A 25,983-nucleotide genomic window follows, 5' to 3' on the forward strand; every position below is an offset into this window, starting at 1 on the left:
TTCATTCCTTCATCGTTAATCCAGTTTCGTTAAAACCCACTTTTTGATATCCTTTGTTACTCTTAACAGCTTCTTTTCATGCATTTCTTTCCGAAGAGGCTGTCCCATATTAATTGCCGATTGAATTCCTCGATAATCGCGACTGATTTGCGCGACAATTGGTGCGTTAATGAATTGTTTCAAATCAGCAACCTTTAGTTCATTTTTTCTGCTTACTTGATTCACAACGACTTCTAATCTTCCATCCGTATAAATGCGAAGTTTTCTTAGAAGCTCTTCAACCCTTTTGAAAGTTCTGATTGATGGTGTATCAAGATTCATAACGTAATAGATAGTGTCCGATTCTTCTAAGGCCGTTACCGTGTGGACATTCATATTCGAAGGCAAATCCAACACGATGAAATCATAGGCACGGCGACAGACATTTAATAATCTGATTAAAAACTCTTCTGACAGCTCTTCAGCCACTTCCGCATCACATGGGCTGAGAAGCAACTCCATCTTCGAAAATGTCTCCTTTATAGAAACATTTTTAATATGATTTTCATTCATCTCAGCAATAACCGGTTTTAGTTCGACTAAAGAGCGATTGCTCTCTACGGATAAAATTGTTTCAGCGCCTCCAAATTGAAGGTTAAGGTCGATAAAAATGACGGAAGATGTTGACTCAAATTTAAGGGTTTGCGAGAATGTTGTAGCTAGCAGCGTTTTGCCGCTTCCCCCTTTTCCGCTATAAAAAGAGATAATTTTCCCTTTTCCCCTCCTTAAGTTTTGCGTACTTGTCACCGCTACCTCAGCGTTGGCATCCTTCTTCTTCATAATGATTGTATTGATTTTTTCCAATTGGCTTTCCAGTGCCGAAAATTCATCTGGAATAATAAAGGTATCAATGGCACCTGCGCGTGTCACATCACGTAATTTCATAAAATCTTGTGCTGTTGTTAAATAGAGCAAGGAAATTTCATTATATTGCACCAGGATCCTTTGCACTAATTCCGGTCCTGACCCGTCGGGTGGATCAACCAGTAATACAACATCCGGAACAGACTTTTTCAGTTCATTTTTTGCTTCATCGGTAGAAGCTAGTTGGACGTTTGAAAATTCCTTCAGTAACTCTAATAATTGTTGTGTATATGCGGATTGATTATTTATAAGTAAAATCTTCATATCAAGATTCATCTTGCGTCCTCCAGTCATCGAGAAAAACAAATGCAGAATGCCAAACCTTATTGCCCTGCATTTGGTGTTGCATTTTGTTTCGTTACTTCTTCTTTCTTTGGTACCTGTTTAGCCGCTTCGCCGAGTAGTTCATTTTAATGATGGATCATTAATCCCTACACTTGCTTTCAAGAAACGTATGCTTTGAGCATAATTCTGCATATGAATCAGCTTTGGTGCGTCCTTCATTGGAACCTCTAAAGCAACACCGCTGAATTTCTTATCCTTTGTGGCCACCATCGCGACCAAGAGATCCTTCATAAAGAATTCAGTTCTCGTTTGACCGTTGACCTCATAAGAAATAATCATGTCGACCCTATCAAGCGCCTCAATTTCTTGGTCAAAGTTCACTCTATCGGTTTGGAAGAATGACACCAAACGAGTATTTTCATTGCGGACATGGGCAACAGGCTTTAGCATATTTCTTGTAATTAAATCCCCTTTCGATAACGGAACAACTAAAACATGATTTTGAAGCTGATTTGTGTCAGTAATATTTGATGTCGTGACATATCGTTTTGGTATTTCTATCGTTGTCACTTGTTCCGGTAATAATGGTTCCCGTGAAGAGATGTTTGTTTTGGCAACATAAACATTTGCCATTTCTCCCATTTGGGCATCAAGATCCTTGACCTTCTGTAAAAATAAAAATCCGGCAATCGCAGCAAGTACAAATGATAATGTTAAAAATATAACCGCACGTCTTCTTGACTCCAACATCTAGTTGACTTCCCTCTTTCTATCTTTTTATCTTTTTTCTATTATTTTAGATACGCGTTTTGCTCCAACTACTTTGCAGCAAACTTTGCTTCTATTTGTTTTTTCTCAAGTTCATAGTTTAGTTGAAGCTGATTCGATACCCGCTGGGACTCTTCCTCAATCCTTTCCCTAATAAAGTTGGTGCGATCCTTTACTTTACTTTTTAAGATTCCATCTTCTTCACCGCTTATTTTTTCAGTGTGGCTTAAATAATCAATCGCAATCATGATGTTTCCTTCTTCATTAAAGGATTTTGAAATCATTTGATCCCTAAAATCTTGGGCTTCGTTCAACCGTTCTTCTAATTGTTTGTCTAATTCAGTCAACGAATCCGTTTTCCAATCCTCCCATTTTTCAGCAATCTCTTTCACTCTATTTAATTCCTCTGTAAGCTGAGCCTCATTGCTGGCCGCTGTAAAAATACCATCAGCTGCCTGCGCCATATTTTGTAATTGCTTTTTCTCATCTGTCTTGATATCAAAACCAACAATATGAACAATAGGCGTTAGGTTGGAAAGGGATAAGTCCTTTGTTGCTTTAACTGGGTCGCCTCCACATGTTTCTAAACCGTCAGTTACAATAAAGATATAATTCGTATTGCTTTCACCATCCAATGCAGCCATATCCTTTTTGGCTGCTTCTATAGATTTAGCCAAAGGAGTCCAGCCGCTTGGTTGAATTTGTCCTAGCGCTGTTGAAAACTTCCCTGCTTCATATGGCTCTAATCCGTATACTCTTTTAATTGAATTACACGATGCTTCCTTTCCACCAGAAACATAGCCATATACTCGAAGTGATACATTTGCTTCCTGTGGCAATGATTTCATAAACTTATGAATGGCTTCCTTTGCAATCTCCATTTTGGTTTTGCCGCCAACTTTATTTTTCATACTTCCACTAGCATCCAAAATGATTTCTACATTAAAATTCTCTTTAAATTGGTAACGAGGATCATTCATTTTCGGATCACCTAGCGATAAGGGAGCAAAATCTCTAAGAATATTTTCGTAATCTCCATAATCCTCTGCAAATAGTGATAATAATTCACCATATAGTGCTGTTTGCATTTCTTCGTCCAACTTCTCTGGAAAGATTGGCAGTTGATCTAAGGCATGTTGAAAATCTTCTCTGTCATTTGTACTATTTCCATACGTCCTTGTTGCATAGATGCCAGCAGGAAAATTTACAATTTCCTTATACGTTTCTGGTATTTTTGGTGCCTTTAGCGTCGATATGATTTCATCTTCTTTCATTACTTTACTTTCCTCTGCTCCTGTCGAACGATTAGAACATCCTGAAAGAAAGAGATGTAAGAAAAGCAACAGCACAATTGGAACAATATATAGACCCTTCATAATAAAAAAGTCCCCTATCATAATTTGGATTATTGTGGTAATTTATAGGAGATAAGTGACATAGCAAACAATATCACTGCTATAAATAGGAGTTGAATCTTGGTGTCTAGTATCTATGTTTATTTCCCCATCCTTCTTATTTTGCTTATTTCTACATACACGGATTTTAGAAAAAGACTGATCTATAATTGGCTAACAGTACCCGGTATGGTGTACTTCCTCATTTATCATTTAGTTGTGAACTTTCATCACATTACAACATATCTTCTGGGTTTTATCGTTCTAGGTGGTATTTCTTTACTCATCGCTTTAATTAGTAATGGTATCGGTGGTGGGGATATTAAACTATTAGCCCTTTTAGGATTAGCATTGGGATTAGAAGCTGGTGTAACGCTTTATGTATTTAGTTATATTATTGCAAGTTTCATAGTTATACTTGTTTTAATTGCAAGGAAATTACAACCTGGTAAATTTATAAATAAGGAGTTGCCTATGGCGCCTTTCTTTGCCCTTGGCACATTAGCAACTTACCTGTTTATCTGACAAATTCACAACAAAATTCCACTAGGTAACAAAGCACCCGAATTACTGTAAAATTTTGTTACTTGTTTATACACGTTTTATCATACTTTACCATCAGTGTAAATATTAGGTAACACGTGTACAGCCCATCCTCATTAGTTTTTTATTAAAATTTAGGTACTTTTAACCTTTAAATCTACGAATTATGACCTAGATTATTTTTATATGAAACTGTATTTTTTTACAAACACTAAAAGTAAACGTTTTCAACTAGTGCTTTTTTACCTTTTTTAACAATAGCGTGAATTTTATCACACCTTTCGTTTGTTTATATAAGTACTATTTGAAGTTTATTAATGGAAGAATGCAAAAAAACCTCGAAAGACATTTTGCCAATCAAGGTTTTCCAATAGTTTTAGTATCAATTTTATTTTAATCCTATTCTTACTTCACCCTCAAAATTACTAGTCACCCACCCCCACAAAAATTTAAAGCCTTAAGAGACACTATCTCCTAAGGCTTTGTTATCACTCAAAATGAATATTTATCATTTTAAGTCCATCTAATAAAAAATTACAATTTTCAGTTGTATCAGAGGCTAAAAGTTCAGTTACAGGATTTCCAAACCTTGTCCAACTGTCTGAAATTTCCTCCAAAACTTCATTTATTTCCCCTTCGGTTTTACCTTCTAAAATTAACATTGTAGTTTCTACAACGTATACTCCATCAATCTTCCAATATGGTTCTACCTTCTGCGTTTCTTTACTCTTTAATATAGGTTGAAAAATATTAAGAACTTTTTCTAAAACTAAATTTGCTTCTAACTCATTCTTTGCATTTACATATAACCTAATAAACATTACCATTCACCTACTTATGAGTTATTTTACCATCTAATGACACATTTAAATGTGACCCATCCCTACTAAGATGTCCTAATTGATTTTTTCCTGTTCTTGAAAGTTGAACATCCCATTCAAAAGATTGACCTTTAGTCCTAGATGGTCCTTTTATCCAAACATTACCGAATTTGTCTATATAACCACCATTTGTTTTAGGTAAAGGTTGAGAAGGTGACCAATTACTTGGTGGTACATATCTTATCTTTCCACTATTAGGTAGTTGTGCTCCTTTTATAACTGATTTTATACTTGGGATAGATTTAACCGTACCCTTAGCTACATCATTCGCCTTATCGATTGCCTTAACTACCTTTGTTCCGCCTTTTACTACTTTTACTGCATTTCCTAATCCCGGTATAACCCCTGCCAGTGCGAACCCCCGGTTTGTCTTATCACCGGTAATTACATCTTTTCCTGTAAATACTTCTACAAGCGATTTTAAATTTCCTACTATCGGCGTGAAGTCAGCAGCAAGTGATGCAGCATCATCACCGTTTATTTCGCTTTTACTTTCATCTAATTGATATGTAACTTTTTTATCTTCAGCCGTTTTAGAGGACCCGGTTTCCTTTTTTTCAATATCAATTGAATCCTCTTCCCGCATGTTTCCCTGGTTGGATTCACCTTCTGTTGTGTTGCCGCTCCAAGGCTTACCTTCCCATTGATTTCCCTCCCATGTATTACCGCTCCATGGGTTACCTTCCCACTGATTTCCCTCCCACGAATTGCCTCTCCAAGGCTTGCCTTCCCATGTTTTTCCGCTCCAGGGCTTACCTTGCCATCCTTCTGCTAAAACTTTAATGGAATCACTTGAAAATAGAATAAGCGTTGCAACCATAATAAAGATAAAAGTTTTGGATAACCACTTATTTCTTGCATTCACTACAATTCACCTACTCTCTATTTCTCCTATTCTATTAAGTTCATTCTTTTCTTGATGACCAGGCCTAACCACCTAAAAACCCATATACAATATCTATCATATTTTCCTATTTATGTAAAATAGACTTTATACTTACCCTAATCCTATCCTTTTAATACTTTTCAATATTTATACGCTTTTCTCATACTAAATTCCTAAGGTTTAATAAAATAAAAGGTAGGTTATTTGCAAAGCAGAATAATTTTTCGTTCTTATTTACTATTTTTTAAAAATCTAAAACGCAAAAAAGCACTTGTCGCCTTTAACAGGCAACTAAGTGCTTTAAATTAATTCTATCTTAATGACATTTCTTTATTTGTTAAGAATTTTTTCTCAACCTAATTTTTCCCGCTTTCCTTCACCGTCTCCCGCTTCCAAAGTTGTTTTAACCCATCGGCCCGGAGCTCCAGCAGTGGCTGAGCAATAATATAAACAGGTTTACTTACCAGTACTACTGTCACGATCATCGCAAAAATCAATAATAGATAATACGAATGTGTTTCTTTTATAAATGGAACAAGGCCGCTTACCCTGAAATATTGAATGAAAAAGCCATGCAATAGATAGACATAAAGCGTCCGTGCGCCCCACTTCGTGAAAAAGAATTCTTTCCTTGGCACAAAGGCAAAAAAGATAAAAATCATCAGCAAGCTCAAGCCGTAATATAGAAGACGGATCAGGCCACCTTCCCAGCCGGCACCAAGGTCGGCATGTGATTTGGAGCCATACATCCATTCTTTCGGCATATCAACCAGAACGAAATGAATGACAAAAAGCATCACTACGAGGGCAATGGCCGAAAAAAGCTTTCCTTGCTTTGATATCAACTTTTCAAAATGCTCCTTTTTCATATAATAGCCAAGTAGAAATACCGGAAACAGCACAATCGTTCTCGATAAACTCAAATAGCCGCCGATGATATCAAAATACCCGACAACAAGCCCAAGTAGGCCCGCAATCAAGAGGCTGTATTTAAATTTTGTAAAAACAAATAAAAGCAAATGCCAACAATATAAACTTAACAAAAACCATAATGACCAATGCGGCTTGAAAATGGCAATGGTAAGCTCACTCTCATCAAACAGTACATAATAATAGAAAGAATAAATAATTTGGAATAGAAAATAAGGCACTAATATTTTCTTCGTAATTTTTAAAACATAACCCGGCTTTTGAAATCCTTTTGAGAAAAAACCAGATAGTAATATAAAGGCAGGCATATGAAACAGATAAATAAAAATATAAATCTCCTCAATAACCTGATTGCCAATAAAGGTGGTAATAAAGTGACCGATTACTACAAGAAAAATAAGCAAAAATTTGGCGTTGTCATAATAAAACACACGATTTTTCATTAAAAAAAGACCTCCAAAAAATAAAACACACTATAACTTATTAGTATATATTTCCAACATCGAAGTTCCAAGGCTTTCCGTATAAATTATTAAAAATTACGGATAAGCATTGGAATCTTCCGGGTAAAATAAAAAGAGGCTGATTCATTTGCTTGAATCAAGCCCCGTTGTTACTCCTGGATAGGATTTATATACTAAATTCGCTCGTCATTCCAGAAATTCACCATAAAGTGATGCTCAGGGTCATAAGCCTTTAAAGTATACCCCTCCGCTTTCAAAAATTCAATAATGACCGGCAATGCTTCTACGCTGCTTTCCTGATTGTGGAACAGGATAATCGGTGTCCTGTTTTGCTTTTTTAGATTTTTCACTTGATTTTCCACTGTTGAAATAATCTTGTCAGACGAAAATCGCCAATCATTACTGTCAACGTTCCAATCCCAAAGCTGGAGATCATTCTTCGCTAAGATATCGCGAAATTCTTTTTTCAAATAAGGCTTGCTTCCATATGGAACCCGTATTAAATGGCTATCGATTCCGGTTATGGAAGCCAAAGTGGCCCTGGTTGTATTCATTTCTTTCAGCAAGGCTTCAGGACTGCTGTAAACTTTCTTTTTGTCATGGGTCACACTATGGGAGGCAATCGCATGTTTCTCCGCAACCGTCCGCTCCACTTCCCCTTTGTATTTTCGTGCTTTCGGCTCGATCATAAAAAACGTTGCCTTTGCATCATATTTTTTTAATATATCAAGAATTGTATCCGTCTTTTCATTTGGTCCGTCATCAAAGGTTAAATAGGCAATTTTGCGTGTATCCTGTACTTTCGGCGCTTTAGGTGCTTGTTTTTCATGCTCTTTTTGCCACTGTTGTTTATCACTTTCAATTCTTTCTTTATTATTAAGATAAATTTGTTCATCTGTATATTGAATGGCCGTATTTTTGTCTACTAATCTAGCAATTGGGCCCTGCCCATAAAACGTTACCTCTAGTTGAAAATATTCAGAGATGAATCGTAGTGGCAATAATGTACGATTATTCACTATTTTAATCGTAATAGGTTGCTTTTCAGCCAGCTCATTTTCAAACATATTTTCCTTCGTATAAATTTTCATATATTGGCCGTCTTTTCTCACGGTAACTGAACCTTCAGCAGCATCATATGAAATGGCAGCATTCAGCAAGTCGGCAAGAGACCTTACTGGCACAAAAGTGATGCCACCCGCTGTGACCGGCTTGGCATCGGTAAACTGAACTAATTCGTCATTAACCGCAATAAAAATAAGCTGGTCAGGTGGAGCAGCCTTTGCGTATGTACCTAAAAGAAGGAAAGGTAAAAGAAGCAAAGCAATTCTAAAGATGTGAGTTGTTTGTTTGAAATGACTAAACATAAGCCCCCTGCTTTCTTTGATGAAATATGCATAATATATTACTAGTTTACTATATTTTACAATGTGAATATGTCACAATTTGGCGAACATAACACAAATAATCAGAAGTGGGTGTATACTAACATATGCCCTTAATCATGCATAAAAGGATTCCATCAACTGCTTATTGCTCCCTAAAGTGATTGAACAATCCACACATTTTATTTAGGGCAAGTTTTTAGGCGGACACGAATAAACATCTGGGTATTTCAGGGAAGTGAGACTATATTCGTGTTTGTCCGCCTAATAACTTTGGAGTCTATCTAACCGTTAGTTATTAACGTTGTCCAATCAAACCCGGGCACAATAAGCAGCTGATGGAATCAATATATTTGCACAAAAAAAGACCGCATCATCATCCAGATGACACGGACTTGTTTTAAATAAATGTTTAATTAAGGTACTTCCCATAGTCTGGAACGGCAATACTGTCAAAGTCTCGGACTAGCTCCTCTAAACTTGTTGCCAACAAATCCCCCGACATTGGCAAGCCATGACCTGTAATGGCAACTGCCGGTTTCAACTCTTCCAGTTTTATAACGGATTCCTTTGCAGCCTTCCAATCTGTCGTTAAATATCTCGGCGGACCATTTATTTCTTGTTCTTGCGTAAATACTTTATAAAGTGAGTCCTGTTTTACTGTCACAAAGGCATCTCCCACGATTAAAGCCCTGTCACTGTCTCTGAAAAATGAAACATGTCCCGGCGTGTGGCCTGGGGTCAAAATCCAACGGAAACCTTCCATAAAAGGGACGGATCCATCTGACGGCAATTTTTCAATATGAGTTCCTAAATTTATAGGCTCATTTGGGAATAGCGGTGACATTTTGGCGACCATCCCGCCTTCTACAGTTGAATCAGGCTTCGGATAGCCTTTCTGTCCTGTCAAATATGGCAGCTCCAACTCATGGGCATAAACCGGAACTTGCCAGTGCTCAATCAATTCAATAATCGCGCCAACATGATCAAAATGGCCATGGGTTAAAATAATCGCTTTCGGACGATTGCCTGCACCAAACTTTTCCTCACTAACAGCAATAATCTCATCTGCTGAATTGGGCATACCCGCGTCAACTAAAACAAAGTCTCCACTTTCAGGATTTCCCACAAAGACAACGTTGACAATTTGAATCGTATGGGAAAACAAATCCGGCAACATTTGTATTGTTACGCCACTTCCAATTGATGTTGCCGGAATAAACTTATAATCACTGCCATAGCTCATTTCTTTATCCATAGCAACCCCCTGAACTTTTTTCACTCATTATTATTATCCCGTTTAGCGGAACAACTATTTGTATAGTTTTTGTATTCAGGAGATTGCTCCACATTATCCTTCCAATAACAGATCCTCTGGACTTTCTAATAATTCTTTTATCTTTACTAAAAATTGGACGGCCTCTTTCCCATCAACAATACGATGGTCATAGGAAAGAGCAAGATACATCATCGGCCGAACGGCAATTGTATCGTGATCGTCGATGACAACCGGACGTTTTTGAATTTTGTGCATTCCGAGTATGCCAACTTGTGGTGTATTAAGGATTGGCGTTGATAAAAGTGAACCAAAGGTACCGCCATTTGTAATCGTAAACGTGCCTCCTTGCAAATCCTGCAAGCCAAGCGATTTCGTTCTGGCTTTATTCGATAAAACCTCAATTTCTTTTTCAACTCCAGCAAAGCTTAAGCGATCTGCACTGCGAACAACCGGAACGACCAATCCGTCATCCGTTGAAACGGCAATCCCAATATCGTAAAACTTCTTAAGTAGGATTTCATCACCTTTAATTTCGGCATTTAAGAATGGGAATTCTTTCAATGCACCAAGCACTGCTTTTGTAAAAAAGGACATGTAGCCGAGCTTAACGCTGTGTTTTTTATAAAAAGATTCTTTACGGCGGTTTCTAATATCCATGATAGCGGTCATATCCACCTCATTGAACGTTGTCAGCATTGCTGCATTATGCTGGGCTTCTAGCAATCTAGTAGCAATGGTTTGGCGCCGTCTTGACATTTTCAGTCTTTCAATCTGATTTTCCTGCCCACCCATCATAATTTCGCTTTTTTGTTCGCTAGCAACAGTTTTTTCTTGTTGATCGCGCCGGGTTTCTTTTTGCAGTTGTGACTGTGACTCTTGATAGACTTCAACGTCTTCCACTCTTACTCTTCCAAGAGGATCCTTGTATGGAATTTCAGATAAATCAACGCCCAATTCTCTAGCCTTTTTGCGGGCGGCCGGAGAAGCAATTGCAGGCTTTTTACTTGTGCTTTCGTGATCTTCGTTTGCTGGAGAAGCAGCAATCGTTTGCTTTTTACCCGTACTTTCGTAATCTTCATTTGCTTTAGGCTCTTCAATTTCTTGAATATCTTTCTCGCTTCCGGCATCATTCTTTTCCTTGCTTGCTTTTGCGGTAGTATCTTCATCGGTTTTATTTTCCTCAATAGACTGAGATTCATTCTCATCCAAAATCGCAATAACTTGCCCTACCTGGACAACATCTCCTGGCTTAAATAAAAATTGTTTGATGACTCCACTGTAATCACTGTTCATCTCTAGGTTAATCTTATCTGTTTCAAGCTCCACAAGGGGCTCCCCTTTTTGAATATGCTCCCCTTCTTGTTTTAGCCATTCCGCTATCGTTGCTTCTGTCAATGACTCTGCTAGTTCTGGTACGATGATTTCAGTCATTATTCTCCCCGCCTTTCCCGAACTGTAATGCATCTTGAATAATCATATTTTGCTCCTGTTTATGAATGATTGGGTCACCTGTTGCAGGACTTGATTTCTTCTGTCGCCCTATATATCTAACTTCAATATGTTTATCTATAGTCTCAGCTAGATTAGTCTGAATGACTGGCCATGGTCCCATATTTCGAGGCTCCTCTTGAACCCACACGACCTCAGCGAGATTTGAGAAGCGTGTGATCAGTTCCTCTACTTCTTTTTTCGGAAATGGATAAAGCTGTTCGACGCGGGCAATATGCAAGGACTCCACTTGCTCACTTGGCAATTGCTCGAGCCCGGCTGCTAAATCAATGGCCACTTTGCCGCTGCATAGAATCAGTCTTTTCACTTTTTCAGTATTCCTTCCCGTTCCCTCTTGTTCAAGTAATGGTAAAAATCTTCCATTACTTAGGTCTGCGCTTGAAGATCCTGTTAGAGGGTGACGAAGCAAGCTTTTAGGTGTCATTAAAACAAGCGGTCTAGCACTCTCTGTTCCTATTAATAAGGCTTGTCGCCGTAACAGATGAAAATATTGGGACGCACTTGTGACATTGGCGACAATCCAATTGTTTTCTGCTGATAATTCAAGAAAACGCTCTAGTCGTGCACTTGAATGCTCGGATCCCTGCCCCTCGTAACCATGTGGAAGAAGCATAACCAAGCTCGACTTTTGCCCCCATTTTGCATATCCTGATGAAATAAATTGATCAATGAGTACCTGGGCCGCATTAGCGAAATCACCGAATTGAGCCTCCCACAAAACAAGGGCATCTTGTGCTTTCACACTATAACCGTATTCATAGCCCAGTACGGCCGCTTCTGATAATGGACTGTTATAAATTGAAAAAGCTGCCTTGGCTTCCGGAATATTTTGCAAAGGAACCAATCGTTCATTCGTTTTGTAGTCGTGAAGCACAAGGTGACGATGGGCAAATGTTCCCCGCTCACTATCCTGACCTGTCAAGCGGATTGGGATGCCGTCAGCCAAAATAGACGCGAAAGCCAACGATTCTGCTAAAGCCCAATCAATTTTATTTTCGCTGGATAATGCCGTGTTTCTTCTATTTAATATACGCTCTAATTTAGGATAGACCGTAAATGAAGATGGCTGGTTTAATAAGCTTTTATTCACCTTTTCTAAAAACTCTTTAGAAACAGCTGTATCAACACTAGGAACTCCCTCCACAACGATTCTTGGAATCATTGGTGTTTTTGGTTTTTCATTTTTGGCAAACTCCTCATACACCTGTTGCAAGTCCTTCATATTGTCTTCTATTTTTTCATGAACAGCCTTTTCAGATAGTATACCTTTGGCAACTAACTCACTTCCGTATTTTTCAGCAATCCGTTTGTGCTGACTTATTATTTCGTAAAGCTGTGGCTGAGTAGCAGCAGGATCATCCATTTCATTGTGGCCATATCTTCGATAACCAATCAGATCAAGTAGGATGTCCTTATGGAATTTTTTACGATATTCATTAGCAAATACAATCACATCAAGGCAACTTTCCGGGTCATCAGCATTCACATGAATGATTGGAATTTCATAGCCTTTTGCAAGGTCACTTGCATACCTTGTAGACCTTGAATCATCATAATCTGTTGTAAAGCCAATCATGTTATTGGCAATAATATGAATAGTGCCTCCTGTATCATACCCTTTTAGCCTGCTTACATTTAAAGTTTCAGCTACGACGCCTTCACCTGGAAACGCCGCATCGCCATGAATCAAAACAGCCAGCGCCGTTTCTTTATTTTGCTTTGGAATTCCGTGTTCTTGGCGATTCTCCTGTGATGCACGTGTCATCCCGAGGACAACCGGATTCACGAATTCCAGATGGCTTGGGTTGTTTGCCAACCTTATATGAATCGTACGATGGTTTGGCACACCTTCGACATCGTGCTCCGCTCCAAGATGATATTTTACATCACCTGACCAACCAAAATTAATACCCGTTGATCCCTCAGACGGAACAAGCTCTTTATTTGGTGCATGATGAAATTCGGAAAAAATACGTTCATACGGTTTCCCGAGCACATGTGCCAGGACATTTAGGCGGCCGCGATGTGCCATACCAATCATGATATTCTCTGTTTTGTCCTTCCCGCTTTCCTCAATTACCTTGTCAAGCATCGGTACTACCATATCCAGGCCTTCAATCGAAAACCTTTTCTGGCCGACAAATGTTTTATGCAAAAATCTTTCAAAGTTATCCACCTGAATTAAACGATTCAATAATGTAATTCGTTGATTATCAGAATAGTGGCGTTGAACACCTTTTTGTTCCACAAAGTCCTCAAGCCATTTCCGCTCCTCTTCATCATGAATATGCTCAAATTCATAAGCGACTTTTCCAGAATAAGCATTCTTTAAAAATTGATAAGCCTCCCAGCCATTGTGGATGTGGGGCGGCGCATCCTCCCAAAGGTAGGTGACTGGCATTTCGAGCAAATCCTTTTTTGTAAGGTTGTTTGATTCTATATTTAAAAAATGAGTGTCATTTGGGCGGCGGTGAGGCTGAAGTAGCTTTATAGGATTTAGGTCTGCCGCTAAATGCCCGAATATCCGAATATTTTTTAACAGCTTCCATGCTGCGGATATTTTTTTAAAATCCAGCTGTTGTTGTTGTGCCACAGTAGTTGCTTGTTGTGATTGATTATCTAAACTTGGTGATTTGATTGAACTTGGTGACCCTGATTCATCGAATAAAGCTTTCATCGCTGGGTCAATCGCGTCTGGATTTTCTAAGTACTGCTCATATTGTTCATAGATATATCCAATATTGGGTCCATAAAACTTTTCCCAAACCTCTTGTTGTTTGCTATTTTTCATGGTCCACATCCCCTAATTTGTGTTATTCATTACTTTTTTATATTTATCTTTATTTAAAGTATAGAAAACGGTGATGAAAGTATCTTTGATGTACGTCAATTTTTTATTTGTATTTACTTTTTGCTGTTTGTTGACATTTTTCACTTTTTATCTTGTTGAAATATTGAATATTCTGTAAAATTATAAACAAAATTGAATAAGGAGATGAAGTACATGATCATGAAACACCGTGGAGAATCAAAGGAACTACTACTGCTCAAATCTTTGCACACAAGAAGCGGCTTAGCCGAAAAGGAGCTGAACTATTACGCCAATCTTGAAAAGGGATTCGAAGGTGAAAAGTACTTTGATGAAAAATGGTTAAGCCATCTATCAGATGATTGGATTGTTTTAAATGATTTATTGTTTGAAATTAACAATACCATATTTCAAATTGATTCAGCCGTATTCTCCAACGAGGCCATTCATCTTTTCGAAGTAAAAAATTATGAGGATGATTATTACATTGAGAAAGATAGATGGTATTCAAAGTCCGGAAAGGAAATAAAAAATCCACTACATCAACTCGACCGCAACGAAACTCAATTCCGCCGATTACTGCAAGACTTTGGCTACATTACATCAAAAACTCCCATTACATCTCACGTTGTCTTTGTAAATCCCGACTTTTATTTATACCAAACACCACTAAAATTGCCTTTAATTTTCCCAACACAAATCAACCGATTTATGGACAACCTCTATACGAAATCCACCACAAAACCAAGAGATTCCGTCATGAAGCTGGCAAATCAATTAATTTCAAACCAACTTAAAGAATCACCCTACACACGTGTACCTGAATATAAGTATAAAGAGCTGAAGAAGGGAATAATCTGTGCTTCTTGTTCCTCCATCATTCATGATGTACCTATTTCAGCAAAAAGAATTGTATGTAATAAATGTGGGTGTATAGAGGAAGTTGACAGTGCAGTATTGCGGAGCGTGAAGGAGTTTAGGATGCTTTTTCCTGAAAGAAGGATTACGGTGAGCACTATTCAAGACTGGTGTAAAATAATTAATTCAAAAAAGATTATTAGAAAAGTGCTTGCTAATAATTATCAGCTAGTGATGCATGGAAAGTACTCTTATTATGAAGATCTTAAGAAAAATTAAATAATATTACTTTCTTTACATGATTGTGTGGCTCTTTTTCCTCGTCGGCAGGCACGCGAGACCCCCTTGCGTTACCGGTTTCGCTCTTTTTCCTTGTCGGCGGGCACGCGAGACCCCCTTGCGTTACCGGTTTCGCTCTTTTTCCTTGTCGGCGGGTACGCGAGACCGGCTTGCGTTACCGGACTCGCTCTTTTTCCTTGTCGGCAGGCACGCGAGAACCCCTTGCGTTACCGGACTCGCTCTTTTTCCTTGTCGGCGGGCACGCGAGACCCCCTTGCGTTACCGGTTTCGCTCTTTTTCCTTGTCGGCGGGTACGCGAGACCGGCTTGCGTTACCGGACTCGCTCTTTTTCCTCGTCGGCGGGCACGCAAGAACCCCTTGCGTTACCGGACTCGCTCTTTTTCCTTGTCGGCGGGCACGCGAGATCCCCTTGCGTTACCGGGCTCGCTCTTTTTCCTTGTCGGCGGGCACGCGAGATCCCCTTGCGTTACCGGACCCGCTCTTTTTCCTTGGCAGCGGGCACGCGAGATCCCCTTGCGTTACCGGGTTCGCCCTTTTTCCACCGAACCGGGTACACGAGACCCCCTTGTGTTCCTTATTGTGTGACTTTTACCATATTCCAGCCTAGGGGAGGTTATCAATCCCCCCAAAAAACTCCCTTTACTCCACCCACTTCACGACATCATCAAATGGCCGGCGCGTCTTGGGCGCCGGATCGCTGACACGATACCCGAATGCCGCCATAACAGATAAACCGAAATGCCCATCCTCGGTCAACCCTTCCTCTTCCAATAGCTCATTCATTTTCTCCATGTCAAAGCCCTCAATCGGACAGGAGTCAATTCCAATTTGCGCGGCGGCAGTCATCATATTTCCAAGCGCAATGTATGTTTGCTTGCACGCCCAATCAAATAAGGAGCGCTCACCCTCAAGCAAGTTGAAATCTGATTTCTGAAATTCCTCGATTCTGCTAAGATATCTTACCAAATGATCTTCCGGCATTTGTTTTATCGTTAAAAAATGATTTTTCAAGTAGTCTGAATCATATTTTATATCTATTTTCTTTCTCGCTAAAAATAAAACAAAATGGCTGGCTTCAGGTAGCTTTCCAAAGGCTCCCCATGATGTATTTTTAATTTTCTCGCGAAGCTCCGGATTTTGCACCACAACGAAACGCCATGGTTCAGTCCCAAATGAACTCGGTGATAGCCTGCCTGTCTCTAGAATAAAGTGAAAATCATCTTCAGGGACTTGTTTATTTGGATCGAATTGCTTTGTTGCATGTCTAAAATGATAAGCTTTCAATATTTCTTTCTTTATTTGTTCCTTATCCGTCATTATCTTCACCATGCTTTCCAAAACTAATATTTTCTTCCTACTCTAAAATATAAAACAAAAGATGGTTATTCGTAAAATTCCGTGATTCCCTTTATAACATGCCCCCACGATATTTGCATAACCCATTAATTAAACATTTATTTAATGAATACCCAAGTCAAATAACCAACAAAACCCATGTGCAACGGGCAATACTTACATTTAATAATAAATTGGAGTAAATTTCTTTAAATACATATTTAAAATAAAAAAAGGGAAATTTAAGAAAAAGTTGGATATATAATGGAGGTAGCAAATTGAAAGATAAAACCGAAATTCCGTTAACTGCTGCAGAAATGTCCTCCCTTTGGTCGCAGTATATGAATGATACGTTAGCTACATGTGTGAACAGATATTTTTTAGCAAAGGTTGAGGATGAGGAAGTGCGTCCTATTGTTGAATGGACGTTGGATACCGCTAAAGAGAATATTTCCATTATGGAGGATATTTTTATAAAAGAAAAATTTCCAATCCCAATGGGATTTAATGATGGAGATGTGGATATTAATGCTCCTAAACTCTTTTCCGATTCTTTTTTGTTAATGTATTTACGCCATATGGCTATTATCGCAATGGGGGCAAACAGTTCGGCAATCGGACTTGCTACACGTAGTGATGTCATTTCTTTCCATAAGAGAGTTTTGGAAAAGGCCGTTCATTTGCTGGATTTAACCCGCGATTTAATGTTAAAGCAAGGTACATACGTGAGGTCCCCGAGTTTGGCGAATCAAGAGAAAGTTGATTTTGTGGAAAAACAACACTTTCTGGCAGGATTTTTCGGCAATAAGAGAGCATTCACATCCATAGAGATTACTCACTTATTTTTTAATGTACAAACAAACGCGATTGGAAAAGCACTGATTACTGGACTTGCCCAAACAGCTCAATCAGAGGAAATTAAGCGTTTCTTTGTAAGAGGAATAGAAATAGCGCAAAAGCATATCGATATTTTCAGTACCTTCTTAAGAGATGAAAATATACCAACACCGATGAGTTGGGATGCTGCGATTACCAATTCAACCGTACCAGTCTTTTCAGATAAACTTCTGCTTTATCATGTTTCAGCGATGATTGCAACTGGCATTGGCTATTACGGCCTTGCAATGGCGGCTAGTCCGAGACGGGATTTAAGTTTAAAATATGCTACCTTAATCCCAGAGATTGCCCTATACCTTGAGGATGGCGCCAATATCATGATCAAGCATGGCTGGATGGAAGAGCCTCCGCAAGCAAGCGACCGAGATAAATTAATAAAAGAATGAACGTATGAAATGGCTGAACAACAGCCGTTTTTTTATGGTAAAATTAGGATATTAAAAAAGAAAGGAAGGATACGATGCTGAAAAAATTCACGCTAACGACCACGAAACGTGATCAAATCATGGATATTACGCAAGACGTTCAAAATTTTATTAAAGAGCATACTATCCAAGAGGGCGCGGTGATTATCTATTGTCCGCACACAACAGCAGGGATAACAATTAATGAAAATGCCGATCCGGACGTGAAACGTGATATGCTTCGCCGTTTCGATGAGGTATACCCCTGGGAACATGAGCTAGACCGCCATTTTGAGGGCAACACCGCCGCACATTTAAAAGCAAGTACGGTTGGGGTATCACAGCATGTGATTGTCACTAACGGAAGGCTATTGTTGGGCGCCTGGCAGGGAATATACTTTTGTGAGTTTGATGGGCCACGGACAAGAAACTTTTTTGTGAAAATTTTATAACAAAAAAAGACGTTTCCCCGCCACTACTCCAAGATTCCTAATAATAAATACTCCCGTTCGGTAATTCCTCCTGTTGATGGCAAGTCATTCGCCACTTGGAGGGATTTTACTGCCCTCTCCGTTTCCTTATTAAAAATACCATTGATGTTACCATGATAATAGCCCAATAGCTTCAGCCTTTGTTGGATTAAAAGAACTAAATTCCCTTTTGAACCGAGCGATAAATTTTTAAATTCGCCTTTGCCAATACCTGTAATAGGCCCCTTTATTTCAACTGTAATTCCTTCCTCTACCAGCTCAAATAATTCTTCAACATCTTCATTTCGCATCCGAATGCAGCCGCTACTGACATTCTTGCCAATCAGCCAAGGCTTGTTTGTGCCGTGGATGCCAAACATTCCCCACGGTACATTTAAGCCCATCCAACGGGTCCCAAAGCCGCCTCCCCAAGATCTTGATTTATCATTAATAATGAATGTACCTATCGGCGTAGGCTTTTCCTCTGTGCCAGGTGCGACCCTATACTGTTTAATGATTTTATCTCCTTTTATAAGGTAAAGCTGTTGTTCCCAAAGGTCCACTTTAATACGTATTTCATCTGAAGCTTTACCATTGGCGACCTCAGATGAAAACACCAACATCATAATTATTAAAAGTACATTGGGTAACCTCCCTTTAATCGTCATGTTCCTATAGCTCCTTCAAAATATTTTGTCCCTCGATATACCACCTGTCTGATACGCTGTCCCTTCTTATTAAAAAGTTCATATATTTCTTCGTTTTCCCCTTACTTTTAGTTGAAAATTCAACCTTTACAGGAACCTCAATTAAGAATGGATTTTTTACACTTCTATTCGCAACTTCAGGTGATTTTATTATGCTAAAATAAGAAACGTCTTTCATCATTTTATTTGTCAATTTATCATTAAACTCATTTTTAGCAATCGTTTCACTTAAAAATCGTTTATCATGGTTATTAACAGCTAAAGCAAATACATGAACTAATGTGTATGGATCGACGTTTTTGAAGTAATAGTCAAGCTTTCCGGCAGATTTTAAGATCATGAATTGATGAGACGGGTCCATTTTTCCTCGTCCATGTGTTGTACTTTCCCAAAAGTGGACACAAAAATGGCCTGGAAAGCCATTTCTTAATGCTCCAGCACCGTGGGGCATCCCATGCATGGAGGCAGCAATAATTTGGTCGTCTTTCACTACAAGAATGGCCCTTCGATTCCAGCTCCATTTTCCACTGTAAATTTTTTTCATAACCTTTGTATCTTTAACAGTTAATGGCTGAACATCAGCATGGCGACTTCCCGCTCTCCTCTGTACGTTAAATGAAAGACCGGTTTCAACGTCAATGATGGTAAAAATTGCATACTTCGGTAAAATATCATTGACTTCCTCCCATGGCAATAATTCAATCATAAAGCTGATTGGCTGATTCTGATCTTCATAATCATCTGTTGATGAGGCAGATATTTTTAAAGGTAGCATGAAAATTAGTATACAAAAATAAAGAAATACATATTTCAGATTCATCAATTTTCCCCCTCACCGATTAGTTTTTTCAATCGGGATTCGGTTCATGATGGTATATTTTTGAAATTTTAAAAAACAATAAAAAAGAGCAGGATTATCTCCCGCTCATTTTATACTCGAAATACTTTTACAAGCCCTGCTAAATCATCCGCCAAACGATTCATTTGATGAGTTGAAGCCGTTAACTCCTGCACCAATGCCTCTTGATTATTGATGACTTCGGCAAAATCCTCCGTTGCTTTAACAGATTGTTTCGCAATGTCTTTTACTTCTTTTATAACAGTTACTATTTGTGTGCTTCCAGATGCCAGTTCTTCTGTAGCAACTGTTATTGAATTGATTTGATCCGATATTGCTTGAATGGAATTAATGATTTCATAAAATGCCTCTCCAGAACTAGCGATGATTTTTGTCCCTGATTCCACTTCCTTTGAACTATGGTCAATGGTGTTTACCGCCGTTTCGGTTTTTGCTTGTATTTCTTCTATTAGCTGCGAAATTTTGTCAGCAGCTTTTCCAGACTCCTCTGCCAATTTACGCACTTCTTCAGAAACAACGGCAAATCCCTTGCCATGCTCTCCTGCTCTTGCTGCTTCAATGGCTGCGTTTAAAGCTAATAAATTGGTTTGATTTGCAATTCCTGTGATCGTATCAACAATTTGACCAATTTCTTTCGACTTTTGGTCAAGGTCCTGAATAACCCTTGATGAATCCTCTTGTGCGCTATAAATAGTATTCATTTGCGAAATAACCTGATCTATTTGTTTTTTTCCTTCTTCAGATGACTTCGTTGCTACTTGTGAAGAACTTGCTACTTCATCAAGGTTTCCCGCAATCGCTTCAATTCCCGTTGACATTTCCGTAATCGTTGCCACAGCATCCTCAACGATTTCCAACTGTCGTTTAGACCCTGTCGTTAGCGAAATAACTTTTTCATTTACTTCAGATGAAGTTTCCGTTACATAGGTGGAACTTTTAAATAGTGCCTGTGAGGATTGATGTAACTCTTTCGAACCTTTTGAGATTCCCAATATCATACCTTTAAGCCCTTGAATCATGTCATTAAACGATACTGTTAATTCACCAATTTCATCGTTGCGTTTTGTCTCTAAAAGTTCAGTAAAGTTACCAGTTTGCACTTTCTTTATCTGCACCATTAGCTGTCGTAACGGTTGCAATAAATAACGTGCCAAAGTAAAAATAATGAGCAATCCAATCAGCAAAATAGCCCCGGTTGTAAGCATTGCCTTCCGTTTTTCCTTCTGCATGAGCTGATATATGTTATCAGCATTAAAATCTGCCCCTATCACACCTACAACAGCAGCATTTTGGTCAATAATCGGCACATAAGCAGTCACTGTTGCACCATATTCATCTTTACTTAAATCACCGTATTGTGGCTTTTTTGTTTCAAATGCTTTGATTAAATTATCGTAGTGGTTTTCTTCAACTTTTCCAAGCTGAGACGCTTTATCAGATTCCAACTGATAGCCATCAACGACATAAAAGTACTGATATCCGCTATTCTTCTTCGTGCGATTCATTGTATATAAATACTTTAGTCCATTCGTTTGTTTGATTTCATTTAGTTGTTTGCGAAGCATTATATAGTAATCATTCGGTCCATTTTCAGGAGTAATTTCCTTGTAACGTTCTATATCGATTATTTTCTCCGCCCGTTCTGCAATATTTTGTGCTTGCAAACCAACAGTTTTTACAATTAATTTTGTAGCTGAATTGTAGATTTGCCAGCTTAATAGAATACTAAATAAAAGAAATAATAAGGAAAATATCACCATCATCCGTGTCTGCAAACTTTTCATTGGGACCTCCGACTTAATGAGTTTGATTATAATCAGTAATATTGAACTATGCTGCTCCATTATATCGGAGTACTTCCAATTGTATCAACCCTTAACCATTTTTGTTGTTTATTGGCCCCTTTGTTAAATAAAACCTCTTTCTACCTTCTTGATTGATTTAGTAAGCAGTTGGATCACCTTTTGAACTTCCCCTTTTGTAATGATTAATGGTGGTGCCAGCACAATGATATCCTGTCCATCAAGGGTAACAGCTCTGCAGATAAGTCCTTGATTGGCCGCTTCCTTAAAAATAATGGGAGAAAGAGGCTGCCCGTGATTTTCGCTTGTAAAATCCACGGCGGCCATGAGTCCTAGACCCCGCACTTGGCTAATAGATTTGCTTTCCCTTTGAATTTGTTTAAGACCTTCCAGTAATTCTTCGCCTCTCGCCTTTGCATTTTTAACAAGATTTTCTTTTTCAACGATTTCAAGGTTTTTTAAGCCAACCGCACATGCTGTTGCATGCCCACTATACGTATAGCCATGTAATAATGTGCCTTGCGAAAGTTCCTTGAAATCATTATGCATTTGTTCTGAAATCATCACACCGCCAAGCTGGGCATACCCACTTGTGATTCCTTTGGCAAAACACATCATATCTGGCGTTACACTATAATGCTCGATTCCAAACCATTTTCCTGTTCGCCCAAACCCGGTAATGACCTCATCTACAATGAATAAGATACCGTACTCATTACAAATATCCCGTACTTCTGTAAAATAGTTTTCCGGAGCAACATGAACACCACCCGCACCTTGTACCGGCTCGGCAATAAATGCTGCAATGGTCTCAGGACCTTCCGCTTCTATTAGTTGGCGCAGAGCCTCCGCACTTAAATGATCAACAAAGCAAAAATCCGGTGCTAATGATCTTGTAAATTCCCGAAAACCCTTCAACCCTGTTGCGCTTGTGGCTCCCATTGAAACACCATGATAAGATTTTGTTCGTGAAATGATTTTTTTGCGGTCTGGTTTTCCTTTTAAAATCCAATAATGGCGGGCAAGTTTATAGGCCGTATCATTTGCCTCCGATCCGCCGGAAGTAAAAAATGTAGTTGTTAAAGGTGCTGGGGCCAAGTCTGCTATCTTTTTCGCTAAGGTAATCGCAGGTTCATTACTAAAGGTTCCAAAGCAGGAGCTATAGGCAAGCATTTTCATCTGCTCCCCGGCCGCTTTGGCTAATTTCTTTCTTCCATGACCAATATTTACATTCCAAAGGGAGGACATCCCATCAATCATTGTCTTCCCCTTATGGTCCTCGAGGTAAATTCCTTTCCCTTTTGTAAAGATAAACGCTGGACCAAATTCCTGCTGTTCCTTTACCGAAGATGTCGGATGAAGAAAATACTTTTTATCCCATTCCTGCAATTGGTCAAAATCACCCTTTTTTTTTGCCATTGTAATCACCCCTGTGGAGGAAACGCGTGAAAACATTGGGGACGGTTCTCCCGTTTCCCTACTTTTTTCCAAATGAAACAACAAAGGGACAACTCGCTTGTTCCATTTCGACTAACTTATCTCGCTTAGCCCGCACCAATCGATAATGGTGAGGGCGATAATCTCTGCAGCTTTAAACACGCTATTTATTTCAATATATTCATTTGGATAATGGGCCTTTTCTGTTACGCCGGGGCCGAACACGATTGTTGGTGTTGCCCCTACTTTTGTAAGGAGGCCTCCGTCAGTCCCCCAAGGTGACGCCTCCACAGTTGGCTCTTCACCTGTAAGCTCTCTATAGTTCGTTATCAATTTGTTCATAAGCACATGTTCGAGGTCTATCTTCCCGGGTACCCATCTTGCCCCAAACCATTCGAGCACCACCGGATGGTCTTCAAACCAAGGATCAACCCCTGATAAGGATTGAAGCCAGCCTTCCATTTCATTTTTTGCAGCTTCCATTGTTTCTTCAGGAGATACGCCCATCCGTCCCTCTAACTTAACATCATCTGGTACCGATGATGGCCAATTTCCACCTTCCATTTTGCCAATATTAATCGGAATAGGAATGGGCACCCTGCTATAGAGTGGGTCTGTAATTCTGTCATTTCGGAGCTGTTCAAGTTTGTTAATATGTTCAACAACGACAAGCGCCTTTTCGATTGCACTGACACCTTCATATCTTGTGCCCCCATGGGCTGCACGGCCTTTAATATGGATACGAAACCACATCGACCCTTGCTGTTTTGGAAAAATTCTTAAGTTGGTCGGCTCCGGAATGATGGCTGCATCTGCCCTATAACCACGTAAAATCGCCGACAATGTCCCGGAGCCGCCACTTTCTTCTTCAACAACACTTTGAAAAAACACATCACCTTTAAGGTTGATGCCTAAATGTTGAAGGACTGATAATGCTAATAAAAGCGATACATTTCCACCTTTCATATCTGTGGCACCGCGCCCATACAATTTTCCCTCCACCACTTTTCCACTATAAGGATAATCATCCCATTGCTCCGGGTCGCCCTCTGGTACAACATCAATATGACCATTTAAAATAAGAGAACGACCACCACCTATTCCCTTTTTAATTCCTACAACGTTAGGGCTATTTTTAAATTCATTACGCGGCGAAACAAAGTAGGGATGTTCGATTAACTCGTTCCCTCCTGGCTCCCAACAATCAACCTGCAAGCCAATCGCTTGCAATGCCTCTATGACAATTCCCTGCGCCTTTTGCTCGTTTCCTTGTGTACTGTCGGCTTGCACTAATCTTTGCAAAAGCTGGATTCCACTCTCCCGGTTTGCTTCCAGCCACTCGTGAATTTGATCTTTTAACAAATTTCGCTGTTCAGCCAAAGTTAAAGCCTCCTTTCGCGGGGGAAACAGTGGGGACGGTTCTTTCTGTTTCCCTATTTTTTACCAAAAAGGGAGTTTACCACTAATGAATAATCTCCAAGTACTCAGATACCATAAGAGGTGCATCCGTCTTGGAAATCACATCATCTGCCTTGAATGGTGCCATTACTTCTTTTAAAAGCAAGCCTTTGTCGGTCACTTCAATTACTGCCATATCCGTTATAATTAAACTGACGCATGCCTTCGCTGTTAATGGCAATGTACAGTTTGTTAGCAGTTTTGGCTCTCCTTTTTTATTACAATGATTCATTAACACAATGACTCTTTTCGCTTTGTTCGCAAGTTCCATGGCCCCACCAATTCCAGGGACTCTTTTACCAGGGACAATCCAATTCGCAAGGTCGCCTTTTTCACTGACCTCAAGCCCACCAAGGATTGTCAAATCTATATTTCCGGAACGAATCATACCAAAAGCCATAGCACTATCAAAAAAGGAAGCTCCTGGCACAGTCGTCACTGGAAACCCACCTGCATTACAAAGTGTAGGGTCCTCAAACCCTTTTTCCGGGGACTTCCCAATTCCCAAAATTCCATTCTCCGCATGAAACATCACATGGATATCCTTTGGAAGATGATTGGGTACTAAAGATGGAATTCCAATTCCTAAATTCACAATCATTCCATCTTTTATTTCCTTTGCAGCTCGTTTGGCGATTCGATTGCGAATATCTACTCCCATGCCCATTTCCAATCGACCCCTTTGCTTTTGACAACTCGATCAACGTAAATGCCCGGTGTAATAATTTCCTCTGGATTCAGTTCACCCACTTCCACAATTTCCTCAACCTCGGCAATGGTACATATTCCCGCCATCGCGACCAACGGATTTGTATTTCTGGCACTAGTTTCATAGATTAAGTTGCCGAATGTATCTGCTTTTTTTGCGTAGACTACCGCGACATCAGCCGTTAGGGCTGTTTCAAGCAAATACTCAGTTCCATTTACGCTTATCTTTTGTTTACCTTCTGCCACCATGCTATCAAGACCGATATCTGTTAAAATGCCGCCAAGGCCAACTCCACCTGCTCGAATTCGTTCCATTAATGTCCCTTGAGGTGAAAACTCCACCTCCATTTTACCTTCCATCATCAATTGACCGGCTATTGGATTGGAGCCAATATGGGAAGCGATTATCTTTTTCGCCAGGCCACGACTTACAATTCGTCCGATTCCAATATCCGGAAATCCGGTATCATTTCCGATTAACGTTAAATCTTTTACACCTTTTTTGATAATTTCATTGATCAAAGTGGGTGGGTTCCCAACCCCACCAAAGCCGCCAAACATAAGGGTGCAACCATTATCTATAAAGGTGAGGGCATCCTCCATGCTTACGACCTTGTTTATTAATCTCCGTGGAGGGGTTCGCATTGTTGTTCCTCCTCTCCTATTATTGAAGCACAAGCTTAATTGCTCTTGCGTTACCTTTTCCCCGTTT

The 25,983-nt window shown here is 39.4% G+C and carries 22 protein-coding genes; 4 read left to right on the forward strand and 18 right to left on the reverse strand.

Annotation, left to right across the window (positions count from 1 at the left end; translation table 11 throughout):
- Window positions 1–15: 15 nt before the first annotated feature.
- The 3 genes from ACNQFZ_RS09835 to ACNQFZ_RS09845 form a co-directional block, all read right to left on the reverse strand.
- Window positions 16–1,179 carry an AAA family ATPase gene (locus ACNQFZ_RS09835; RefSeq protein ID WP_458415071.1) on the reverse strand — a complete coding sequence of 388 codons (1,164 nt, stop codon included), beginning with the start codon at window positions 1,177–1,179 and terminating at the stop codon, window positions 16–18.
- Between the two features lie 129 nt (window positions 1,180–1,308).
- Entirely contained in the window at window positions 1,309–1,938 is a 630-nt protein-coding gene (cpaB, locus tag ACNQFZ_RS09840; protein WP_458415072.1) for a Flp pilus assembly protein CpaB, read from the reverse strand.
- 68 nt (window positions 1,939–2,006) lie between these two features.
- Window positions 2,007–3,332: a vWA domain-containing protein gene (locus tag ACNQFZ_RS09845; protein ID WP_458415073.1), complete on the reverse strand. Its 1,326-nt coding sequence runs from the start codon at window positions 3,330–3,332 to the stop codon at window positions 2,007–2,009.
- Between the two features lie 102 nt (window positions 3,333–3,434).
- Here ACNQFZ_RS09845 and ACNQFZ_RS09850 point away from each other — a divergent pair, with 102 nt between their 5' ends.
- Window positions 3,435–3,875, forward strand: coding sequence for a prepilin peptidase (locus ACNQFZ_RS09850; RefSeq protein ID WP_458415074.1), 441 nt, complete (start codon window positions 3,435–3,437; stop codon window positions 3,873–3,875).
- A 506-nt stretch (window positions 3,876–4,381) separates the two neighbouring features.
- On the opposite strand, the gene ACNQFZ_RS09855 is transcribed toward ACNQFZ_RS09850, so the two are convergent.
- From ACNQFZ_RS09855 to ACNQFZ_RS09885, 7 genes are all read right to left on the reverse strand, one after another.
- A complete protein-coding gene (locus ACNQFZ_RS09855) occupies window positions 4,382–4,714 on the reverse strand; it encodes a hypothetical protein (protein WP_458415075.1) in 333 nt (110 codons plus the stop codon).
- Between the two features lie 10 nt (window positions 4,715–4,724).
- Window positions 4,725–5,639: a polymorphic toxin type 17 domain-containing protein gene (locus ACNQFZ_RS09860; RefSeq protein WP_458415076.1), complete on the reverse strand. Its 915-nt coding sequence runs from the start codon at window positions 5,637–5,639 to the stop codon at window positions 4,725–4,727.
- A gap of 377 nt (window positions 5,640–6,016) precedes the next feature.
- Entirely contained in the window at window positions 6,017–7,033 is a 1,017-nt protein-coding gene (locus ACNQFZ_RS09865) for an acyltransferase family protein (RefSeq protein WP_458415077.1), read from the reverse strand.
- Between the two features lie 194 nt (window positions 7,034–7,227).
- Window positions 7,228–8,421: a polysaccharide deacetylase family protein gene (locus ACNQFZ_RS09870; RefSeq protein WP_458415078.1), complete on the reverse strand. Its 1,194-nt coding sequence runs from the start codon at window positions 8,419–8,421 to the stop codon at window positions 7,228–7,230.
- Window positions 8,422–8,851: 430 nt separating this feature from the next.
- The gene (locus ACNQFZ_RS09875; RefSeq protein WP_458415079.1) at window positions 8,852–9,697 is read right to left on the reverse strand and encodes an MBL fold metallo-hydrolase; all 846 of its coding nucleotides are present in this window, start codon (window positions 9,695–9,697) and stop codon (window positions 8,852–8,854) included.
- A 93-nt stretch (window positions 9,698–9,790) separates the two neighbouring features.
- On the reverse strand, window positions 9,791–11,149 hold the full coding sequence (odhB, locus tag ACNQFZ_RS09880; RefSeq protein WP_458415080.1) for a 2-oxoglutarate dehydrogenase complex dihydrolipoyllysine-residue succinyltransferase: 1,359 nt from the start codon (window positions 11,147–11,149) through the stop codon (window positions 9,791–9,793).
- A complete protein-coding gene (locus tag ACNQFZ_RS09885; protein WP_458415081.1) occupies window positions 11,142–14,018 on the reverse strand; it encodes a 2-oxoglutarate dehydrogenase E1 component in 2,877 nt (958 codons plus the stop codon). The genes odhB and ACNQFZ_RS09885 overlap by 8 nt, the downstream gene beginning before the upstream one ends.
- 213 nt (window positions 14,019–14,231) lie before the next feature.
- On the opposite strand from ACNQFZ_RS09885, the gene ACNQFZ_RS09890 reads away from it, so the two are divergent.
- Window positions 14,232–15,173, forward strand: a complete 942-nt coding sequence (locus ACNQFZ_RS09890) for a nuclease-related domain-containing protein (RefSeq protein ID WP_458415082.1) — start codon at window positions 14,232–14,234, stop codon at window positions 15,171–15,173.
- Window positions 15,174–15,833: 660 nt separating this feature from the next.
- Here the strand turns inward: ACNQFZ_RS09890 and ACNQFZ_RS09895 are convergent.
- Window positions 15,834–16,511, reverse strand: coding sequence for an NAD(P)H-dependent oxidoreductase (locus ACNQFZ_RS09895; protein ID WP_458415083.1), 678 nt, complete (start codon window positions 16,509–16,511; stop codon window positions 15,834–15,836).
- A 296-nt stretch (window positions 16,512–16,807) separates the two neighbouring features.
- Between ACNQFZ_RS09895 and ACNQFZ_RS09900 the strand changes: the two genes are divergently transcribed.
- The gene (locus ACNQFZ_RS09900; RefSeq protein ID WP_458415084.1) at window positions 16,808–17,812 is read left to right on the forward strand and encodes a DUF3231 family protein; all 1,005 of its coding nucleotides are present in this window, start codon (window positions 16,808–16,810) and stop codon (window positions 17,810–17,812) included.
- 74 nt (window positions 17,813–17,886) lie between these two features.
- Window positions 17,887–18,282, forward strand: coding sequence for a secondary thiamine-phosphate synthase enzyme YjbQ (locus ACNQFZ_RS09905; protein WP_458415085.1), 396 nt, complete (start codon window positions 17,887–17,889; stop codon window positions 18,280–18,282).
- A gap of 23 nt (window positions 18,283–18,305) precedes the next feature.
- Here the strand turns inward: ACNQFZ_RS09905 and ACNQFZ_RS09910 are convergent, their stop codons facing one another.
- The 7 genes from ACNQFZ_RS09910 to ACNQFZ_RS09940 all read right to left on the reverse strand — a co-directional run bounded on the left by ACNQFZ_RS09910 (window position 18,306) and on the right by ACNQFZ_RS09940 (window position 25,916).
- Window positions 18,306–18,968: a L,D-transpeptidase family protein gene (locus tag ACNQFZ_RS09910; protein WP_458415086.1), complete on the reverse strand. Its 663-nt coding sequence runs from the start codon at window positions 18,966–18,968 to the stop codon at window positions 18,306–18,308.
- 4 nt (window positions 18,969–18,972) lie between these two features.
- Window positions 18,973–19,827, reverse strand: coding sequence for a hypothetical protein (locus ACNQFZ_RS09915; RefSeq protein WP_458415087.1), 855 nt, complete (start codon window positions 19,825–19,827; stop codon window positions 18,973–18,975).
- A 110-nt stretch (window positions 19,828–19,937) separates the two neighbouring features.
- The gene (locus ACNQFZ_RS09920; RefSeq protein ID WP_458415088.1) at window positions 19,938–21,650 is read right to left on the reverse strand and encodes a methyl-accepting chemotaxis protein; all 1,713 of its coding nucleotides are present in this window, start codon (window positions 21,648–21,650) and stop codon (window positions 19,938–19,940) included.
- Window positions 21,651–21,773: 123 nt separating this feature from the next.
- Window positions 21,774–23,087: an aminotransferase family protein gene (locus ACNQFZ_RS09925; protein ID WP_458415089.1), complete on the reverse strand. Its 1,314-nt coding sequence runs from the start codon at window positions 23,085–23,087 to the stop codon at window positions 21,774–21,776.
- 111 nt (window positions 23,088–23,198) lie between these two features.
- Entirely contained in the window at window positions 23,199–24,485 is a 1,287-nt protein-coding gene (locus ACNQFZ_RS09930; protein WP_458415090.1) for a peptidase, read from the reverse strand.
- 82 nt (window positions 24,486–24,567) lie between these two features.
- The gene (locus tag ACNQFZ_RS09935) at window positions 24,568–25,230 is read right to left on the reverse strand and encodes a 3-oxoacid CoA-transferase subunit B (RefSeq protein ID WP_458415091.1); all 663 of its coding nucleotides are present in this window, start codon (window positions 25,228–25,230) and stop codon (window positions 24,568–24,570) included.
- Complete coding sequence (locus ACNQFZ_RS09940; protein WP_458415092.1) at window positions 25,215–25,916, reverse strand: CoA transferase subunit A; 702 nt, start codon at window positions 25,914–25,916, stop codon at window positions 25,215–25,217. The genes ACNQFZ_RS09935 and ACNQFZ_RS09940 overlap by 16 nt, the downstream gene beginning before the upstream one ends.
- Window positions 25,917–25,983: the final 67 nt, after the last annotated feature.

It is taken from the genome of Schinkia acidoalkalinis, assembly GCF_054301215.1.

Coding starts and splice junctions, on each gene's coding strand:
- ACNQFZ_RS09935 (WP_458415091.1), bottom strand. CDS start 25,230: ATGGGCATGGGAGTAGATATTCGCAATCGAATCGCCAAACGAGCTGCA.
- ACNQFZ_RS09925 (WP_458415089.1), bottom strand. CDS start 23,087: ATGGCAAAAAAAAAGGGTGATTTTGACCAATTGCAGGAATGGGATAAA.
- ACNQFZ_RS09915 (WP_458415087.1), bottom strand. CDS start 19,827: ATGAATCTGAAATATGTATTTCTTTATTTTTGTATACTAATTTTCATG.
- cpaB (WP_458415072.1), bottom strand. CDS start 1,938: ATGTTGGAGTCAAGAAGACGTGCGGTTATATTTTTAACATTATCATTT.
- ACNQFZ_RS09885 (WP_458415081.1), bottom strand. CDS start 14,018: ATGAAAAATAGCAAACAACAAGAGGTTTGGGAAAAGTTTTATGGACCC.
- ACNQFZ_RS09845 (WP_458415073.1), bottom strand. CDS start 3,332: ATGAAGGGTCTATATATTGTTCCAATTGTGCTGTTGCTTTTCTTACAT.
- ACNQFZ_RS09940 (WP_458415092.1), bottom strand. CDS start 25,916: ATGCGAACCCCTCCACGGAGATTAATAAACAAGGTCGTAAGCATGGAG.
- ACNQFZ_RS09875 (WP_458415079.1), bottom strand. CDS start 9,697: ATGGATAAAGAAATGAGCTATGGCAGTGATTATAAGTTTATTCCGGCA.
- ACNQFZ_RS09865 (WP_458415077.1), bottom strand. CDS start 7,033: ATGAAAAATCGTGTGTTTTATTATGACAACGCCAAATTTTTGCTTATT.
- odhB (WP_458415080.1), bottom strand. CDS start 11,149: ATGACTGAAATCATCGTACCAGAACTAGCAGAGTCATTGACAGAAGCA.
- ACNQFZ_RS09910 (WP_458415086.1), bottom strand. CDS start 18,968: ATGACGATTAAAGGGAGGTTACCCAATGTACTTTTAATAATTATGATG.
- ACNQFZ_RS09890 (WP_458415082.1), top strand. CDS start 14,232: ATGATCATGAAACACCGTGGAGAATCAAAGGAACTACTACTGCTCAAA.
- ACNQFZ_RS09870 (WP_458415078.1), bottom strand. CDS start 8,421: ATGTTTAGTCATTTCAAACAAACAACTCACATCTTTAGAATTGCTTTG.
- ACNQFZ_RS09895 (WP_458415083.1), bottom strand. CDS start 16,511: ATGACGGATAAGGAACAAATAAAGAAAGAAATATTGAAAGCTTATCAT.
- ACNQFZ_RS09905 (WP_458415085.1), top strand. CDS start 17,887: ATGCTGAAAAAATTCACGCTAACGACCACGAAACGTGATCAAATCATG.
- ACNQFZ_RS09920 (WP_458415088.1), bottom strand. CDS start 21,650: ATGAAAAGTTTGCAGACACGGATGATGGTGATATTTTCCTTATTATTT.
- ACNQFZ_RS09855 (WP_458415075.1), bottom strand. CDS start 4,714: ATGTTTATTAGGTTATATGTAAATGCAAAGAATGAGTTAGAAGCAAAT.
- ACNQFZ_RS09835 (WP_458415071.1), bottom strand. CDS start 1,179: ATGAATCTTGATATGAAGATTTTACTTATAAATAATCAATCCGCATAT.